This is a genomic window from Gordonia sp. (in: high G+C Gram-positive bacteria), assembly GCF_047606305.1.
In the GTDB taxonomy this organism is placed as follows: Bacteria; Actinomycetota; Actinomycetes; order Mycobacteriales; family Mycobacteriaceae; genus Gordonia.
Genome location: NZ_JASGER010000048.1, coordinates 23264 through 39348, shown reverse-complemented (window position 1 = coordinate 39348; position 16085 = coordinate 23264). Strand labels below are relative to the sequence as shown.

Annotated in this window: 19 protein-coding genes; 5 read left to right on the top strand and 14 right to left on the bottom strand. The window is 69.0% G+C overall.

Features of this window, described 5'->3' with window-relative positions; all coding sequences use genetic code 11:
• Positions 1-14: 14 nt before the first annotated feature.
• Positions 15-1100: a hypothetical protein gene (locus QM634_RS07660; protein WP_415042181.1), complete on the bottom strand. Its 1086-nt coding sequence runs from the start codon at positions 1098-1100 to the stop codon at positions 15-17.
• 148 nt (positions 1101-1248) lie between these two features.
• On the opposite strand from QM634_RS07660, the gene QM634_RS07655 reads away from it, so the two are divergent.
• A complete protein-coding gene (locus tag QM634_RS07655; protein WP_415042180.1) occupies positions 1249-2097 on the top strand; it encodes an SGNH/GDSL hydrolase family protein in 849 nt (282 codons plus the stop codon).
• Here the strand turns inward: QM634_RS07655 and QM634_RS07650 are convergent.
• From QM634_RS07650 to QM634_RS07635, 4 genes are read right to left on the bottom strand one after another with little or no spacing between them, the layout of a single operon-like run.
• Positions 2094-4145, bottom strand: a complete 2052-nt coding sequence (locus QM634_RS07650; RefSeq protein WP_415042179.1) for a prolyl oligopeptidase family serine peptidase — start codon at positions 4143-4145, stop codon at positions 2094-2096. The two genes, QM634_RS07655 and QM634_RS07650, sit on opposite strands and share 4 nt — an antisense overlap.
• Positions 4146-4179: 34 nt before the next feature.
• Entirely contained in the window at positions 4180-5277 is a 1098-nt protein-coding gene (locus QM634_RS07645) for a linear amide C-N hydrolase (protein ID WP_415042178.1), read from the bottom strand.
• 46 nt (positions 5278-5323) lie between these two features.
• Positions 5324-6529, bottom strand: coding sequence for an NADH:flavin oxidoreductase (locus QM634_RS07640; RefSeq protein WP_415042177.1), 1206 nt, complete (start codon positions 6527-6529; stop codon positions 5324-5326).
• A gap of 43 nt (positions 6530-6572) precedes the next feature.
• A complete protein-coding gene (locus QM634_RS07635) occupies positions 6573-7133 on the bottom strand; it encodes a TetR/AcrR family transcriptional regulator (protein WP_415042176.1) in 561 nt (186 codons plus the stop codon).
• A gap of 109 nt (positions 7134-7242) precedes the next feature.
• On the opposite strand from QM634_RS07635, the gene lpdA reads away from it, so the two are divergent.
• The 3 genes from lpdA (at position 7243) to QM634_RS07620 (ending at position 9800) form a co-directional block, all read left to right on the top strand.
• Complete coding sequence (gene lpdA, locus QM634_RS07630; protein ID WP_415042175.1) at positions 7243-8628, top strand: dihydrolipoyl dehydrogenase; 1386 nt, start codon at positions 7243-7245, stop codon at positions 8626-8628.
• 7 nt (positions 8629-8635) lie between these two features.
• The gene (locus QM634_RS07625; RefSeq protein WP_415042174.1) at positions 8636-9400 is read left to right on the top strand and encodes a PIG-L deacetylase family protein; all 765 of its coding nucleotides are present in this window, start codon (positions 8636-8638) and stop codon (positions 9398-9400) included.
• 88 nt (positions 9401-9488) lie between these two features.
• The gene (locus tag QM634_RS07620) at positions 9489-9800 is read left to right on the top strand and encodes a TMEM254 family protein (RefSeq protein WP_415042173.1); all 312 of its coding nucleotides are present in this window, start codon (positions 9489-9491) and stop codon (positions 9798-9800) included.
• 58 nt (positions 9801-9858) lie between these two features.
• Here the strand turns inward: QM634_RS07620 and QM634_RS07615 are convergent, their stop codons facing one another.
• The 8 genes from QM634_RS07615 to QM634_RS07580 all read right to left on the bottom strand — a co-directional run bounded on the left by QM634_RS07615 (position 9859) and on the right by QM634_RS07580 (position 14977).
• On the bottom strand, positions 9859-10491 hold the full coding sequence (locus QM634_RS07615) for a transcriptional regulator (protein ID WP_415042172.1): 633 nt from the start codon (positions 10489-10491) through the stop codon (positions 9859-9861).
• 9 nt (positions 10492-10500) lie between these two features.
• Positions 10501-11289, bottom strand: a complete 789-nt coding sequence (locus QM634_RS07610; protein ID WP_415042171.1) for an ABC transporter permease — start codon at positions 11287-11289, stop codon at positions 10501-10503.
• Positions 11286-12017 (bottom strand): ABC transporter ATP-binding protein, encoded by a 732-nt coding sequence (locus tag QM634_RS07605; RefSeq protein WP_415042170.1) that lies wholly within the window; start codon positions 12015-12017, stop codon positions 11286-11288. Before QM634_RS07605 ends, QM634_RS07610 begins: the two co-directional genes overlap by 4 nt.
• 3 nt (positions 12018-12020) lie before the next feature.
• Positions 12021-12491, bottom strand: coding sequence for a hypothetical protein (locus QM634_RS07600; RefSeq protein WP_415042169.1), 471 nt, complete (start codon positions 12489-12491; stop codon positions 12021-12023).
• A gap of 16 nt (positions 12492-12507) precedes the next feature.
• Positions 12508-12852: a cupin domain-containing protein gene (locus QM634_RS07595; protein ID WP_415042168.1), complete on the bottom strand. Its 345-nt coding sequence runs from the start codon at positions 12850-12852 to the stop codon at positions 12508-12510.
• 63 nt (positions 12853-12915) lie between these two features.
• Positions 12916-13710: a class I SAM-dependent methyltransferase gene (locus QM634_RS07590; protein WP_415042167.1), complete on the bottom strand. Its 795-nt coding sequence runs from the start codon at positions 13708-13710 to the stop codon at positions 12916-12918.
• A 71-nt stretch (positions 13711-13781) separates the two neighbouring features.
• On the bottom strand, positions 13782-14423 hold the full coding sequence (locus QM634_RS07585; protein ID WP_415042166.1) for a class I SAM-dependent methyltransferase: 642 nt from the start codon (positions 14421-14423) through the stop codon (positions 13782-13784).
• A gap of 23 nt (positions 14424-14446) precedes the next feature.
• Positions 14447-14977 carry a carboxymuconolactone decarboxylase family protein gene (locus QM634_RS07580; RefSeq protein WP_415042165.1) on the bottom strand — a complete coding sequence of 177 codons (531 nt, stop codon included), beginning with the start codon at positions 14975-14977 and terminating at the stop codon, positions 14447-14449.
• An 81-nt stretch (positions 14978-15058) separates the two neighbouring features.
• Between QM634_RS07580 and QM634_RS07575 the strand changes: the two genes are divergently transcribed.
• Positions 15059-15721 carry a hypothetical protein gene (locus QM634_RS07575; RefSeq protein WP_415042164.1) on the top strand — a complete coding sequence of 221 codons (663 nt, stop codon included), beginning with the start codon at positions 15059-15061 and terminating at the stop codon, positions 15719-15721.
• 10 nt (positions 15722-15731) lie between these two features.
• On the opposite strand, the gene QM634_RS07570 is transcribed toward QM634_RS07575, so the two are convergent.
• A complete protein-coding gene (locus QM634_RS07570; protein ID WP_415042163.1) occupies positions 15732-16085 on the bottom strand; it encodes a hypothetical protein in 354 nt (117 codons plus the stop codon).

Sequence of the window (16085 nt, the reverse complement as noted above, 5' to 3'; positions counted from 1 at the left end):
GACCATGGACGACCTCACCGTTGCCGGGTGCGCACCGGCGCCGTCGGCGTCCCCTGCGGCAGTCGAGCGCGGGTTGCGGCGCGGTTGCGCAGGACCTCGTCGAAAGTCTTGTCGTGCTTGAGCGCCCAGTCGCGGCCCACGAAGACCTCGGCGGCCTGCCGGTCGCGGTAGGCCGTGTACAGGAGCCAGGCGGTGGTGACGCCGACGAACGGGTTGGTGGCCGCCGACCGCGCCACGTCGAGGTGGTGCGCCGACTTGGCGACCGCGTAGTACCCCGGAGCGGACTGCAGGTCGTTGTACTGCCACATCTTCTGCCACGCCCACGGCGGCACGACGATGTCCTTGCGGCCGCCCAGGATCAACGCCGGGACGTGCACCGTGGACCCGACCGCCAGTGGGCCGTTCTGGATGGTGAAGACGCCGACGACCCGGAAGTTCGGGATCACCGCGCGCCCGGCGTCCTGGTACACCGAGGCGGCCTGCAGCGCGCCCTGGCCGCCGGCCGAGTGGCCCGCATAGGTGACGCGGGAGAAGTCGACCTTGCGGTAGAGCGGGTCGCCGGGCCGGCCGTTGAGGTGTGCGAGCACCGCGGTGCCGAGGGTGGGCACCTCGATCATCGAGTTCCAGAAGGTGAACGGCAGCGCGACGACGAAGCCGTGACTGGCCCAGGTGCGGGCCAGCGTCGTGTACTGCCCGGCGTTGCCGGCGATACCGGGCACGAAGATCACCGGCGGGTACGGGCCCTTGGCCTTCGCGCCGACGGGTGCGAAGATCTGCACCCCCACCGGCGAGCCGAGGCCGTACGGGAAGGCGTCCGAGCACTGGGCGATCTCGAAGTTGCCCTCGGCATGCGCCTGCAGCCCCATGATCAGCCCCATGAGCGAGCGGTCGCACGGCCCCGTCGCGTAGTTGGTCCGGACCTTCAGCGGGCCGGGCTTGGCGAAATCGGCCAGCGCCGGATCGGCGGTGGCCCCGACCGGCGGAACCGGTGGGCGCGGTGCCGCCCCGGCGGTGGGCGCGGCCACGACCGTGGCGGACAGCGCGATGGATGCCGCGCAGGCGGCAGCGGCCAGCACCGGCCGCAATGTGATCCCCGTCATATGCTCATCCTCAACGGATACGACCGTTTTCCGATTGTGTCGGTACACAAAAATACGGCGTGTTCCTTGTGTCTATTCGCAATCGGTGTCGGTGGTCGGGAGCTAACCTCAGAGCCGAAATCGAACGATCACGAGAGGGGAGTGCGCGGTGCGCCTTTCACAACGGGTACTGGCGGTGGGCGCCGGAGTGCTGGCGATCGGCGGTCTCGGCCTCGCGCCGGCGCACGCCGCGCACGGGGACGAGTACGTCGCGCTCGGTGATTCCGCCGCCGCCGGGCCGCTGATCAGTCCGCAGGACCGCTCCGCGCCGGGCTGCCTGCGCTCCGAGCGCAACTATCCGGCCGTGGTCGCGGCTCGGCTCGGCCTGCACCTCGTCGATGCGACCTGTTCGTCGGCGAAGTCGCAGGACGTGTACCGGACGCAGCAGCGCACCACGTCGGGGGCGATGCCGGTGCAGACCTCGAAGCTGTCGGCGCGGACCAAGCTGGTGACCCTGACCGTCGGGCTCAACGACGTGGGCGCCTTCCCGATCGCGCTGTCCTGCGTCGACCTGCCCGGGTCCAAGCCGTGCAGTCAGCGCTACAAGCAGGGTGGGCGCGACGGATTGATGGCACGGATCGACGGCCACGGACCCAAGTGGGGCCGGATGCTCGACGCCATTCACCGGTCGGCGCCGAACGCGAAGGTCGCCGTCGTCGGCTACGGCAACTACATCCGCAAGGGCGGCTGCGCCTCACAGCCGGTCCGCCCGGCCGACGCCGACTACCTGCAGGGCGTCATCGACCGTGCCAACCGCGTCATGGCCGCCCAGGCCAAGCAGCGCGGCATGCAGTTCATCGACATCGTGCCGATCGGCCGCGGCCACGACATGTGCGCACCGGCAAACCGGCAGTACGAGTACGGGCTCGTCCCGTCGGGCGTGGGCGTGCCCATCCACCCGACCGCCCTCGGCATGGCCGCGATCGGGCGCTATGTGGCGGGATCGATCGGGCGCTAGCCGGTGAGCTGCTGCCAGAGGAACTCGTAGGCGAGGGCCGCGAGGAAGGCGGCCTGCTTGTTGTCGGCCGCGCCGCCGTGGCCGCCCTCGATGTTCTCGTAGTACCAGACGTCCCGGTGGCCGGTCTGCTCCAACCGGGCGGCGAACTTGCGCGCGTGACCGGGGTGGACGCGGTCGTCGCGCGTCGACGTCGTGATGAGGATCGGCGGGTAGGCGACGTCGGCGCAGACCTGGTGGTACGGCGAGTACGGCTCGATGAACTCCCACTCGGCGGGGTCGTCGGGGTTGCCGTACTCGGCCACCCAGGACGCGCCGGCGAGCAGGCGGTGGTAGCGGCGCATGTCGATCAACGGCACCTGACAGACGAGCGCACCGAACAGCTCCGGGTAGCGGGTCGCCATCACCCCCATCAGCAGTCCGCCGTTGGAGCCGCCCTGGGCGCCGAGCTGGGCGACGGTGGTCAACCCGTCGGCGACGAGCGCCTTGGCGACCGAGGAGAAGTCCTCGTACACCTTGTGGCGCCCGGCCTTCTGTGTCTGGGTGTGCCAGGTGGGCCCGTACTCGCCGCCGCCGCGGATGTTGGCGATGACGTAGATGCCGCCGTCGGAGATCCAGTTGCGGCCCGGTGACGCCGCATAGCCGGGCACCAGAGCGTTCTGAAAACCGCCGTAGCCGTAGAGCAGGGTCGGGCCGGATTCGACGTCGCGGCGCCGCACGACGAAATAGGGGATCCGGGTGCCGTCGTCGGAGGTGGTGAAGAACTGTTCGGCGACGACGTCGCTCGAGTCGTAGAAGGACGGCGAGTGTTTGATCGGCTCGACGCCGCCGGTGGTGGTGCCGTGCAGCAGCGTCGGCGGCGTGGTGAAGGTGCTGGTCGACAGGAAGACCTCGTCGCCGTCCTCGGGGTCCGTGTCGAGGATCGAGATGGTGGCCAGCTCGGGCAGGCCGTCGAGCGTCGCTTCGCGCCACTGTCCCAGCGTCAACAGCGACACCCGCGTCGCGACGTCGTGCAGGGTCGTCAGCACCAGGTGTGACTTCGTCAGCGAGTAGTCGGCCAGGCTCGTCGACGCATCGGGGGTGAACAGGACCGTCGCGTCCCGGCCACCGGCGAGGTAGGCGTCGTAGTCGAAGACCAGCAGCGACCCCGGCTCGTGGGTCGTCCCCTCCACCTCCCAGGGTGAGCGCGGGATGACGAAGAGCCACTGCCGGTACGGGGCGGCGTGCGCGTCGGTGGGGACGTCGATCAGCGTGAGCCGATCGTCGTCCGGGTCGAGCTGGTAGGTGAGCGAGTTGTAGAAGTCGGTGGACCGCGACGCGAAGTGCCGTTGGAATCCGGGCGTGCTGTCGTAGAAGGCGCCGGCGGACACGTCGGTGACCTCACCGGCGAACACCGTCGGCGCGTCGGCGAGATCGGTGCCGCGCGCCCAGCGCTTGGTGATGCGCGGGTAGCCGGACTCGGTGAGCGAGGGCTCGCCGTCGACCTCGCCGAAGTCGGTGCTGACGTAGACGGTGTCCGGGTCGAGCCAGCTCATCGTCGACTTCGCCTCCGGGAGGGTGAAGCCGTTCTCCTGCGGGGTCACCCAGGTGCGGGAGACGAGGTCGAACTCGCGGATCACCGTTGCGTCGGCGCCGCCGCGCGAGAGGGCCACCAGGACGTGCCGCCAGACGTCGGAGCCGTCGCGCGGGCGCAGCACCCGGGCGCTGCTCCACACCCAGTTCTCGTCCTCGTCGTCGGCCAGCCGATCGACGTCGATGAGCACGTCCCACTCGGGCTCGTCGGTCCGATAGGACTCCAGGGTGGTCCGCCGCCACAGACCGCGCGGGTTCGCCGCGTCCCGCCAGAAGTTGTAGAGGAATCCGCCGCGGCGCACGACGCCGGGGATCTTGTCGTCGTTGTCGAGGATTTGCAGGGTCTGTTCGCGGATCTTCTCGAAACGCGGCGTACCGGCGATCTCGTCGAGGGCGCGCTGATTCTGTTCGCGCACCCACGCGAGCTGGCGCTCGCCGTCGACGTCTTCGAGCCATTCGTTGGGGTCTGCGGCGGTCATCGGTCCATCATGCACGCCGGGGCGCGGCCCCTGCTCAGTCGGAGCCGACGAGGCCGGCGAACTTCTCGTCGACGACGTCCTGCACCTGCTGTGCGGCGCCCAGCGTCTTCTTGGCGGCGACGACGAGTTCGCCGAGCTTGGCCGCCTGGTCGATCGAGATGATCGGGAAGACGCGGCGCGGGGCGAACTTGCCGGTGACGTTGCCGGCCAGCCCGTTCTCGACGTCGAGCGCCTTGACCAGGTCGAGCTTGGCCGGGCCCGACCCCTCGGAGAAGTCGAGGTCCGCCAGGTCGACCCACACGATGTTCGGCCGGGTCGTCGACTCGAAGACGTAGCGCAGATTGGTCAGGTCGGTGACCGTCTGCCACAGGGTCTGGGACAGGTCCGGCTTGCCCGGTTCCGGGGCGCGGAACGGTTGGGCGGCGTTGCGGATGATGCTGAACATCGCGGCCACGGCCTGGGTCTGCGACGTCGGCGGCAGCTGCTTCTTGACGTAGTACAGGGCCCGCGCGAACCGGTCCTTGGCGTCACAGGTCCCCGGCAGGGGGTCGCTGCCACCGAGGCCCTCGACCTTCTTGACCAGCTCGATCTGCTGGTCGTAGGAGGGCGAATTGGTCATCACCAGGTAGTCCTTGGAGTGGTAGACGTCGAGTTTGCCGTCGATGTACTCGAAGACCACCGAGTCGCCCGAGGCGTCGTCGAGGGCGAGGTGGATGGCCGGGTGGCTGCCGCCGGTCGGATCGGCCATCGGGATGACCTGCGGGTTGTTGGCGCTCGTCCACTCCACGGCCTCGGCGACGGTCGCGAAGTTGTCGAGGTAGTACTGCAGCCACACCGACATCGCCAGTTGCGGTCGCGAGTCGTCGGGGTCGCCGTACTCCGACTCGGCCAGCCACAACACGTGCCCGGCCAGGCCCTTCTCGTTGACGCCGTCGGCCGAGAGCAGGTCGAAGACGCCGGCGACGACGCTGCCGTACTTGGCGGTCCAGGTGAGCTTGCCGTGGACGCGGTCGTCCCGCGCGACTCCCCGGGGGAGCTTCCACAGGTTCGTGTGCAGGTCCATGTGGAAGTCCATGTTCCGGCCGACGACGACTGCTCCGCCGGCGTCCGGCCACATCACGCGAGTGCACATGGGTGTCTGCTTTCGTTCGGGGGACGTCCGCCGACGGTACCCCGGTTCAGCGCACCACCTCACCGGTACGGATGGGGCAGCGGGTCTGCGAGTAGATGGTCGGCATGCAGAGGTTGCAGTGGATGCACCGGGACTGCACCGACGAGTCGGCGGCCATGCGCTTGGGCAGGTCCGGCTCGCGCAGGATCGCCCGACCCATCGCGACGAAGTCGAAGCCCTGCTCGAGTGCCCGGTCGATCGACGCGCGGTTGGTGATCCCGCCGAGCAGGATCAGCGGCATCGCCACCGCTTCGCGCAGCTGCCGGGCCAGCGGCAGTAGGTAAGTGTCGGTATACGGGTAGTGCTTGAGGAAGACCGGGCCGCCCGCCTTGAGTCCCATCCGCATCGCGCCGTGGAAGGCGTCGGCGAACTCCTTGCGCGGGGCCTCGCCGTGGAACAGGTACATCGGGTTCAGCAGCGAGCTGCCGGCGGTCGGCTCGATGGCGTCCAGGTGGCCGTCGGACTCGAAGAGCTGGGCGACCCGGCAGGCCTCGTCGACGTCGAAGCCGCGCAGCGGTCCGCGGCGGGGCGTGCCGTCGTACATGTTGAGCTTGGCCCAGATCGCGACGTCGGGTCCGACCGCCTCGCGCACCGCGGCGGCCACCTCGCGGGAGAAGCGCGCCCGGTTCTCCAGGGAGCCGCCGTACCGGTCCTTGCGGTGGTTCAGCAGCGGCGAGAGGAAACTCGACAACAGGTAGTTGTGGCCGTTGTGCAACTCGAGCGCGTCGAAGCCGGAGTCGACGGCGATCTTCGCGGCGGTCGCGAAGGTCCGCACGAGTTCGGCGATCTCGTCGGCGTCGGGCGAATGCGTCATCGACATCCCCATCGGCGCGGGGATGCGGCTCGCGGCCAGTGCGGGCGCGCGGTTGGAGACCGAGTTGGCCACCGGGCCGGCGTGGCCGATCTGCGCGGCGGCCAGGGCGCCTTCGTCGTGGATGGCGGCGGTGAGCCGCTGCAGGCCGTCGACGGCCTCCGGGCGCAGCCAGATCTGGTGGCGGTCGGTGCGCCCGCCCGGGGTGATCGCACAGTAGGCGACGGTGCTGATGCCCACGCCGCCGGCGGCGACCTCGCGGTGGAAGTCGATCAGGTCACCGGTGACCAGGGCGTCGGGCGTCATGCCCTCGAAGGTTGCGCACTTGATCAGGCGGTTGCGCGGTCGGAGCGGGCCGAGCCGGGCGGGTGCGAACGGGTCGGGGAGCGGTTGTGCGGTCACGGGGGCTGCTTTCGGGTGGGCTGTGGACTGTGGGCTGTCGCGGTTATGGGGAGGCGAGGCCGGCGATGACGAAGGCGCGCAGGGCGGCGATTTCGTCGGGTGAGAGCGGCCGGTGGTCGGCGCGGCCGAAGGTCGTGAGGATGAGGTCGAAGGCCAGCGCCCACCGCGCGCGGGCCGTCTTCGCGTCGAGGTGGGGCAGCGTGCCGCCCCACTGGCGCAGCGAGGTCCAGCCGCCGGGCCACTGCGTCTGCGGGGCGTCGGCGACGAGGCGGGACAGCAGCCGCAGATGGGTGCGACCCAGCTCCTCGGATTGGATCCGGGTGAACGGGTGCAGGACCGCATCGACGAGTTCGGGGACCGGTGCGCCGGGGGTGAGGGATTCCAGCGCGGTCGCCCAGCGGGGCACGAGACGGTCGCCCAGGAGCGCGACGACCAGGTCTTCCTTGGTGCCGAAGTGGTAGTGGACCGCGGCGACGTTGGCGTCGGCGGCGGCGCAGATGGCGCGCACCGAGACGGTGTCGTAGGGCGCCTTGGCGAAGAGTTCCTCGGCGCAGTCGAGGAGTCGCTCGCGTGTAGGCGTCGGGGTCGTGGCGTGCACCGGCATGCGACCAGTGCACCACATTTCAATCAATGATTCAATCAATGATTGAAAGCTACCCGCCAGTACGGATGGGGCCCTGCAGCGGCGAATCGCGGGCGCTAGGCTGAGGGTCGTGTCAGAACACTTTGAAACCGTTGTCCTGGGTGCAGGACCGGGTGGGTATGTGGCCGTGATCCGGTCAGCCCAGCTCGGCAAGTCCACCGCCGTCATCGAGGAGAAGTGGTGGGGGGGTGTCTGCCTGAACGTCGGGTGTATCCCGTCCAAGGCGCTGCTGCGCAACGCCGAGCTGGCCCACATCTTCAACCACCAGGCGAAGACCTTCGGGATGAGTGGCGACGTCAGTTTCGACTTCGGCTCGGCCTTCGACCGCAGCCGCCAGGTGTCCGACGGCATCGTCAAGGGCGTCCACTTCTTGATGAAGAAGAACAAGATTACCGAGATCGACGGTTATGGGGTGTTCAAGGACGCCAAGACCATCACCGTCGGTGACCGCGAGATCACCTTCGACAACGTCATCATCGACACCGGCTCCGAGGTGCGGTTGCTGCCCGGCGTCGAACTGTCGGAGAACGTCGTCACCTACGAGACGCAGATCATGAGCCGCGACCTGCCAAAGTCGATCGCCATCGTCGGCGCCGGTGCCATCGGCATGGAGTTCGGCTACGTCCTGGCCAACTACGGCGTCGACGTCACGATCATCGAGTTCATGGACCGCGTGCTGCCCAACGAGGACGCCGACGTGTCCAAGGAGATCGAGAAGCAGTACAAGAAGCTGGGCGTGAAGCTGCTGACCTCCACCGGGGTCAAGACCGTCACCGACAACGGCTCGTCGGTCACCGTCACCTATGCCGACAAGAAGGACCAGGCCGGCGAGCTGACCGTCGACCGCGTCCTCATGTCCGTCGGCTTCGCCCCGCGCGTCACGGGCTACGGCCTGGAGAACACGGGCGTCGCGCTGACCGACCGCGGTGCCATCGCGATCGACGACAACATGCGCACCAACGTGCCCGGCGTGTACGCGATCGGCGACGTCACCGCGAAGCTGCAGCTGGCGCACGTCGCCGAGGCGCAGGGCGTCGTGGCCGCCGAGACCATCGCCGGTGCCGAGACCATGACGCTGGGCGACTACCGCATGATGCCGCGCGCCACCTTCTGCCAGCCGCAGGTGGCCTCCTTCGGGCTCACCGAGGCGCAGGCCAAGGACGAAGGCTACGCCGTCAAGGTCACCAAGTTCCCGTTCTCCGCCAACGGCAAGGCGCAGGGGCTGGCCGAGACCGCCGGTTTCGTCAAGCTCATCACCGACACCACGCACGACGAGCTGCTCGGCGCGCACCTCGTCGGCGACAACGTGTCGGAGTTCCTGCCGGAGCTGACGCTGGCCCAGAAGTGGGACCTGACCGCCAAGGAGTTGGCGCGCAACGTGCACACGCACCCGACGATGTCGGAGGCGCTGCAGGAGGTCTTCCACGGTGCCATCGGGCACATGATCAACCTGTAGGACCACGGTGGCGACGGTCGTCGTTTTCCACGCCCACCCCGATGACGAGGTCATCCTGACCGGGGGGACGATCGCGCGGCTGGCCGCCGAGGGTCACCGGGTGGTGGTCGTGGTCGCGACCGACGGCAAGGTCGAGGGACCCGAGCCGCACCCCGTCGACGACGCGGACCGCATCGCCGAACTGCGCGCGAGTGCCGCCGAGCTGGGCGCGCACCGCGTCGAGGCGCTGGGGTATGCCGACAGCGGTCACGGCCCGGAGTTCTACCCCGACCCGCCCGGACGGGTCCGGTTCGCGCGGGCCGACACCGAGCAGGCGGCCGGTCGACTGGCGGAGATCCTGCGCGACGAGCGGGCCGACGTGCTCCTGAGCTATGAGGCCAACGGCGGCTACGGGCATCGCGACCATGTGAAGGTGCACCCCGTCGGGGAGCGTGCCGCCGAACTCGCGGGCACGCCGCGCGTGCTCTACGCGACGATGCCGCGGGAGACGCTCATGCGCGGTCTGCGACGGTCGCAGCGGCTGCACCTGCCGTACATCTACGGCCCCGACGTCGTGCCGACCGCGTACAGCCCGGAGGCGACGATTACCCATCGGATCGACGTGCGGCCCTATGCCCGGGTGAAGAAGCGGGCGGCGCTCTGCCATGCCTCGCAGGTCCCGGGTGCGGCGAGGTTCGTGCCGACGGCGCTGTTTCGGATCGTCGGCGGGCGGGAGTGGTTCGTCGAGCGCGGCGTCGAGCCCGGGGGTGAGCCGAAGGACTGGCTCTTCTGAGAGTCGCGCGGGCCGACGTCGCTGATCTCCCGACGGGTGCCCCGCAGGTCCGTACGCTGTGCATCACCAACTGACAGTGGGGAATTCCATGAGCAAGAAGTCATCCGGCGGGGTTCGCCCGCTGCCGTTCCTGTTGGCCGTGCCGCTGTACGCGGTCCTCGCGGTGCTCGCGTTCAGCAAACCCGCCGCCGAGCGTCTGGGCGACCAGGGGCAGCGGATCGCGCAGGCGTCGCTCGGCGCGCTGTTGGCCACCCACGCCGGGGAGGCGGCGCTCATCTCTCGCCGCGTGCGCAAGCGCGGTTACCCGGACCAGGCGGGCAAGTGGGCACGGTCGACGCTGCTGTGGGGGTTCCCGAACCACCTGCGGGTCGGCAAGCTGGAGCCGGCGTCGGCGGAATAGCGGCTACCTGCCGAGGTCTGCTGTCGACATATCGCAGTAAACCTCGGCAAGTGCGACGTCAGCGCGCCGGTGTGAGGCGCAGCGCGATCGTGCAGTCGGTGCCGGCGGGATCGGGGGCGACGCTCACGTCGTATTGACCGTCGAGAGCGGGACTGGCCGAGAGCGCCTGTCGCAGGGCGCCTTCGACGATCCCGCGCGACACCGCCGGATCGGCCCGGGTGATGTCGCGCAGCGGGCAGGAGCAGATCGAGAGCTCGTGCTGGCCGAACACACTGGCCGCGCTCTGCACCTGGAAACCCAGCTTGGTCAGGACCGCTTCGACGACCGTCACCGGGTCGGGCAGGTCCGACGACTGTTCCTCGATGATCGGCGCTGCCCATCGGCGACCGATCTCGACGGCGGCGGCGGCGCGGGCCGCCTCGTCGTCGCCGAGGGTCTCCACGAGCAGGCCGATCAATCGGATCTCCGGCTTGGCGACCGTCGACGAGTAGCCGGTGCGCGGGCGCCCGACCGTCGTCGCGGGCAGGGCCACCGCTTGGATCAGTCCGTCGTCGATGAGCTTGTTGAGGTGGAAGCGCGCCGTGCTGACGTGGACGTCGAGGGCTTCGGCGACGTATGAGGCGTCGACCGGCTCGCTCGCGGCTTCGATGGTGGCCAGCACGTGGTCGCGCTGTCGGGCGCGGGTTGCCATGGGACGAGTCTAGTTCTTGCGCCGGCGCACGGCCGTCGCGGCGATACCGGCGACGACGAAAGTCCCGGCGATCGCCGCGAAGTAGACCAGCGCACCGTTCGGCCCCCACGGGGGCGTCAGCGCCAACCACTGTCCGGTGCCGTAGATCCCGTTGAGGAAGGGCATGAACTGTTGGACCTTCATCCCGTTCGGGATCAGCGCGATGGCGTCCTCCACGACGCCGGCCCACAGCAACAGCAGGGCGATCGCGGCGAGCCCGGAGTTGGTCAGTGCCGCCAGGCCCGTGCCCAGCGACACGGCGCAGAAGGCGAGCACCGGCACCGCCCAACAGAAGCGGAGACCGGCCGGCGAGCCGAGGTCGACGTTGCCGTAGACGACGGGGAACAGGTGCGGCAACGAGGTCATCAGCACCACGACGAGCGCGAGTGTCACCGCGGCGGAGATGACGCCGTAGAACAGCGATCGGGCCGCGATCATCGTCGACGGTGAGCCGAACAGGTAGCGCTCGGTATCGGCGGTCGCACCGCGGGTGGCCGACGATTGTGCGTGCGCCGCGCCGACGGCCAGGATCAGGACGCCGAGGTTGATCACCCAGTAGACGGAGTTGTTCGACTCGACCGCGTTCACGGTGATCGACGTCGTCTTGATCGTCGCGAACCGCTCGGAAACGGCGGCGATGGCGTAGGTGATCAGCAGGGGGAGCGCGACGGCGAGCGGGACGGCGACCAGCCACCACGGGCTGCGGCGGCCACCGGAGCGGACTGCCTCGGTGGCGACGGCACGGGTCAGGGTGGTCATGCGGCGTACTCGGGCAGATCGGGGTCGCCGACCGCGCGCAGGTAGGCGTGCTCGAGGTCGGGGGAGTCGCCGAGGAAGTCGTCCAGGTAGTCGTCGGCGACGAGTCTTCCGCCGCGCAGCACGAGGATGCGGTCGGCGTTGCGCCGCACTTCGTCGAGCAGGTGGGAGGCGACCAGGACCGACCGTCCGTCGTCGGCGAGTCGGCGCAACAGGGTGCGCAGCCAGATGATGCCGGCGATGTCCAGGCCGTTGAGCGGTTCGTCGAACAGGAGGACCGGCGGATCGCCGAGGAGTGCGCCGGCGATGCCGACGCGTTGGCGCATGCCGAGGGAGTAGTCGCCGATCGGCCGGTCGGCGACGGTGTCGAGGGAGACCGTCTCGAGCACCTCGTCGACACGGTCGTCGCCGATCCCCGCGGAGCGGGCGAGCCAGCGCAGGTGTCGTCGCGCGGTGTGCCGCGGAGCGAAGGCGTCGTGGTCGAGGTGGATGCCGAGCTCGGTGAGCGGCCGGTGCGGGCGGCCTCCGGCGTGCGACCACGGCCGACCGTCGATCTCGATGGATCCACGATCGGCCGTGGCCACGCCGCCGAGGCAGCGGAGCAGCGTCGACTTGCCGGCGCCGTTGAGCCCGAGCAGGTAGGTCAGCGAACCGGACGCCACCTCGAAGGAGATGTCATCCAGGACGGTCCGCCGACCGTATGCCTTGCCCAGGCCCTCGACGCGCAGCACGGATCAGGCGTTGCAGTAGATCGGCAGGCCGACGGTCTTGACGCCCTTGCACATCGAGTTCGCCGCCAGCTTCCAGTTGCCCTGGTAGACGAAGTCGATCGGCATGTTGATGTCGGGCCGTCCGGCCGAGCGGGCGTGCATGTCCACGGTGGCGCGGTTGCCCTTGCGTTTGATCGGGCCGGTCACGTTGGCCGAGCCGCGCGGCGCGCGGAACAGGCCCAGGTTGTAGACGGTGCGCGGCACGACGACGGCGTCGCGGCCGCCCTCGACGTTGGCGGCCTTGGCCTCGTCGGACGCGGGGGTCGCGACGAGGAAGGTGACGATGTTGTTCAGGTCGCCGACCGACGGGTTGGCCTTGGTCACCTTGAAGTTCGCCGGCAGGGCCGACGCCTCGGAGGTGATGCCGACGGTGCCGACCAGGGCGGTCGAGGCCGCGACGGCGGCGATGAATGCGGAGCGGAAGACGGTCTTCATGGGGGATTCCTTTCGGTTATTTCTTGTGATGGGGGGTGAGAACAATCAGGGAGAGCGCGGAGTCCTCGGTGGCGGCCAGGGCATGCGTGACGTCGGCTTCGACGTGGATCGCCGAGCCGGGCGTCAGCACGGTGGTCTGGCCGCCGACGGTGAACTCCACCCGCCCGGCCTGGCTGATCACGAGGATCGGCCACCGGGCGGTGTGCTCGGCCATCGACTGGCCGGCACGGAAGCTGAGTCGGACGACGGTCGCACCGTTGAGGTGGGCGAGCGCCTTGATGTCCGGTCCGGTCGAGTCCGGACTGCTCAGCGCGGTGTCGGCGAGACCGGTGATGGCGGTCTCGGTGGGGGTTGCGGGCATTTCTCCACTCCTTCGATCACGCCGCACGGTCGTGCGGCGCGGGGCTGATCGGCAGGGGCCTGGTTACCGGTTGCGGACGGCGATGATCTCGATGGCCGCCAGGTTGTCGCGGTACTTGTTGAACGTCTTGCGCATGCCGAGCACCCGGCGCCGGGCGTCGCCGTTGCGGATGACGTTGCCGGCGAACTTGAGTGCGCCGCCGAGGCCCTCGTCGGCGATGATGCGGCGCGGCTGCAGCAGCGCCATCGGTGCGAAGCGGACCTGTTCGACGGTGAAGCCGGCCCTGGTCAGCAGGTCGCGCCATTCGGACTCGGTCAGCGGTCGGGCGTTGACCTTGATCGAGCGGGCGAGGGACTTGCGGATCTCGGTCTTCTGCTCGTCGGTCAGGGTGTCGGGCTCCAGGGCCAGTTCGTGGATCGCGTAGCGGCCGCCCGGGCGCAGGACGCGGTTCGCCTCGGCGACGATCTGGTCCTTCACCTTGTCCGACTGCATGGTCAGCATGGCCTCGCCGATGGCGACGTCGACGCTCTCGTCGCCCAGTCCGGTGGCCTGCGCCTCGCCGGTGGTGATGGTGCCCCGGTCGCCGACGACGTCGCCGGCAAGTTTGGCGGCCGCCTCGTCGGATTCGACGCCGCGGTAGCTCCGCGGGTTCCGCGCGAGGATCTCGACCGCGGTGCGGCCCAGGCCCGGGGCGATCTCCAGGACGTCGGTGTCGGTGAGGTTCGCGTCGGCGAGGAGCTGTTCGGTCAGTTCACGACCGCCCGGTCGGAGGACTCGCTTGCCGAGCTTGGCGAGGAGCCAGTGCCCGGGCATGTCCTCCTCGGGACGGTTGGCGTACGGCAGATCGGTGGTGGCCATCGGGCTCACTCTCCTTCATTTAGAGGATGAGCCTACGGTAAATTAAGCAACCCTAATTTGGCTAGCCTGACTTAACCTTGGTCCTTGTGGGCAAGGACGAATTGCCCTTGGTCGACGATCGCCTGCTCGACCCGCGCGATGCCCGCCCGGTGGAGTCGGTCGGGGATCTCGTGCGGTTTGAAGAAGTGGTAGCCGGTGATGGCGCCGATCGCCTGCACGGTGTGGAGTTTGGAGAACTGGGTCTCGACCGAGGTGAAGATGGCGATCTCGCCGCCCGGCCTGGTGACCCGGACGAGCTCGTCGACGACCGGCAGCGGGTCAGGGATCAGGTAGAGCGCCGCGAAGCAGGTCACGGTGTCGAAGGAGTCGTCGGGGAAGGGCAGCCGGTGGGCGTCGCCGCGGACGTACGCGGTGCGCGGGTGGGGCCCTCTGGCCGCCCGGTCGAGCATCGCCTTGGAGAAGTCGATGCCGATGACTCGTCCGTCGCCGGTGAGGTTCTCGGCGAGCCGCCGCGTGTAGAGGCCCGGTCCGCAGGCGACGTCGAGGATCTGCCGGTCACCCGACCGTGCGAGGTACGCGGTGAAGGCACGGTCGTACTCGGCGGTCCCCGGTCCGCCGAAGCTGAACAACCGGGTGAACACCGGCCGCCACACGCGCTCGTAGACGGCCGAGACGACCGGGTTGCCCATCATGATCTGTGCGAGCGTCGGCATCGGCCGGCCGTGCTTCCTCGGTGTTAGACGTCGCGCTGCACGCGCAGGACGCCCAGGGTCGTGGCGAGTGAGTCGTACTGCGAGATCAACAGGACGAAGGAGATCAGCTCGGCGTTGTCGAGGTGGCGGGCGAGTGCCGCCCACGTCTGGTCGGAGATGTCGCGGGAACCGACCATCTCGTCGACGGCGAGCAGCATCGACCGCTCCCGATCACCCCACCCGGCGTCGGGGCCCTCGATGATGCGCCCGATCATCGCCTCGTCGATCCCGGCGCGCTTGCCGAGTTTGCGGTGGTGGTCCATCTCGTAGTCGCAGGAGCGCAGATGTGCGACACGGATGATGATCATCTCGGTGTCCTTGCGCGACAGCTTGCCGAACGGCATCATCCGCGCCGAGTAGTACAGCCAGCCGCGGAACAGCCCCTTGGACTGGCCGAGTGTGGAGAAGATGTGCGCGTCCTGGACGCCCTGCGTCTTGGACGCCGCGCGGGAGAAGGCCCAGTTGAACAGGCCGAGCTGTCGGAGACCGCCGGGTTCGATACGAGGTGTGGTCATGGGGGTCAACGGTAGCGACGTCGACGCGTTTGCGGGGTGAGTGGGGCGAAGCGGCTGCCGACCGGACTCTAGGCTTTTCGCATGTCGACCATCGCGCTGGCGTACGCGGATGCAGCGGACCGCCCCGATCCGGTGCCGGTTGTCCTGGCGGGGTTGTTCGTGGTGCTGGGTGTGTTTGCGGTCGTCGCGGTCGTCAACGGGCGACTGGCCACCAACCCGGAAACGGGATCGCGGAACCTCTACCGGGCGTGGCGGTCGATGTACTGGATCCTGCAGGCGGGCATCGTGCTGTATGTCAGCGGCGTGGTGCTGGTCTGCACTGGCAATCCGGCGATCGTCGCCGTTGTACTGCTCGGCTATTCCGCTGCGATTGCCGTGATCACGATGGTCCACACGCCGTTCGGTCGACCGGGTGACGATGGAATCCTCGCCCGGCGACCGGGATATGGCTACGCCTTCGCCATCGGGGAGGCGGTCGTGGTGGTCAGCGCGATGACGACGCTGTTCCTCCCCCAGGGCGGCTTTGCGGCGGCGATGGTCTTCGCCTGGTGGATGCTGGCCATGGTCGAGAGTGCAAAGTTGATCGACCGGAAAAAGTACTTGGCCGCTTTCATCGGCTTCGTCGTTGGTGTGGTGCCGTTCATGCTCGCTGCTGTCATCGCAGGTGAGGATGCTCGCCTAGTGGCCCTTGCAGCGCTCGGTATCGCCGCGGTGCAGTGGTTGCGCGAACGGATGTACGCCTAACGCTCGACCGTCAGGGATCCCAGTTCGACCAGTCCGACAGGTCCATCCCGATGAAGAAGGTGCCGACCAGACCGCCGAGGAAGAGGAACCCCAACAGGTATCCGACGCCCAGCAGTCGTACCTGTCGCGATGCGACTAGGAGTAGACCGGGTAGCGCGACAAGGAGAGCGGCAACGACCCACTGCAGTGCGAAACCGACCAACGGGCCCTTGTCGTCGCCGACCGGATTCGGCTGCGGGACGTCGAAGGTTCGTTCCACGAGGCCGGACAGGGGCACGAGGAGGAACACGCCTGCCGCGCCGCCGATGAGCGACCCGATGCCCAGCGCCTCGGGTGCTCCCCAGCGTGATGAATCGGGCTCCAT

What these genes read in the sequence shown, in the direction of transcription:
- QM634_RS07595 (WP_415042168.1), bottom strand. Translation starts at nt 12,852, where the DNA reads ATGCCCGCAACCCCCACCGAGACCGCCATCACCGGTCTCGCCGACACC.
- QM634_RS07615 (WP_415042172.1), bottom strand. Translation starts at nt 10,491, where the DNA reads ATGGCAACCCGCGCCCGACAGCGCGACCACGTGCTGGCCACCATCGAA.
- QM634_RS07650 (WP_415042179.1), bottom strand. Translation starts at nt 4,145, where the DNA reads ATGACCGCCGCAGACCCCAACGAATGGCTCGAAGACGTCGACGGCGAG.
- QM634_RS07600 (WP_415042169.1), bottom strand. Translation starts at nt 12,491, where the DNA reads ATGAAGACCGTCTTCCGCTCCGCATTCATCGCCGCCGTCGCGGCCTCG.
- QM634_RS07635 (WP_415042176.1), bottom strand. Translation starts at nt 7,133, where the DNA reads ATGCCGGTGCACGCCACGACCCCGACGCCTACACGCGAGCGACTCCTC.
- QM634_RS07580 (WP_415042165.1), bottom strand. Translation starts at nt 14,977, where the DNA reads ATGACCACACCTCGTATCGAACCCGGCGGTCTCCGACAGCTCGGCCTG.
- QM634_RS07590 (WP_415042167.1), bottom strand. Translation starts at nt 13,710, where the DNA reads ATGGCCACCACCGATCTGCCGTACGCCAACCGTCCCGAGGAGGACATG.
- QM634_RS07575 (WP_415042164.1), top strand. Translation starts at nt 15,059, where the DNA reads ATGTCGACCATCGCGCTGGCGTACGCGGATGCAGCGGACCGCCCCGAT.
- QM634_RS07645 (WP_415042178.1), bottom strand. Translation starts at nt 5,277, where the DNA reads ATGTGCACTCGCGTGATGTGGCCGGACGCCGGCGGAGCAGTCGTCGTC.
- QM634_RS07660 (WP_415042181.1), bottom strand. Translation starts at nt 1,100, where the DNA reads ATGACGGGGATCACATTGCGGCCGGTGCTGGCCGCTGCCGCCTGCGCG.
- QM634_RS07620 (WP_415042173.1), top strand. Translation starts at nt 9,489, where the DNA reads ATGAGCAAGAAGTCATCCGGCGGGGTTCGCCCGCTGCCGTTCCTGTTG.
- QM634_RS07610 (WP_415042171.1), bottom strand. Translation starts at nt 11,289, where the DNA reads ATGACCACCCTGACCCGTGCCGTCGCCACCGAGGCAGTCCGCTCCGGT.
- QM634_RS07570 (WP_415042163.1), bottom strand. Translation starts at nt 16,085, where the DNA reads ATGGAGCCCGATTCATCACGCTGGGGAGCACCCGAGGCGCTGGGCATC.
- QM634_RS07585 (WP_415042166.1), bottom strand. Translation starts at nt 14,423, where the DNA reads ATGCCGACGCTCGCACAGATCATGATGGGCAACCCGGTCGTCTCGGCC.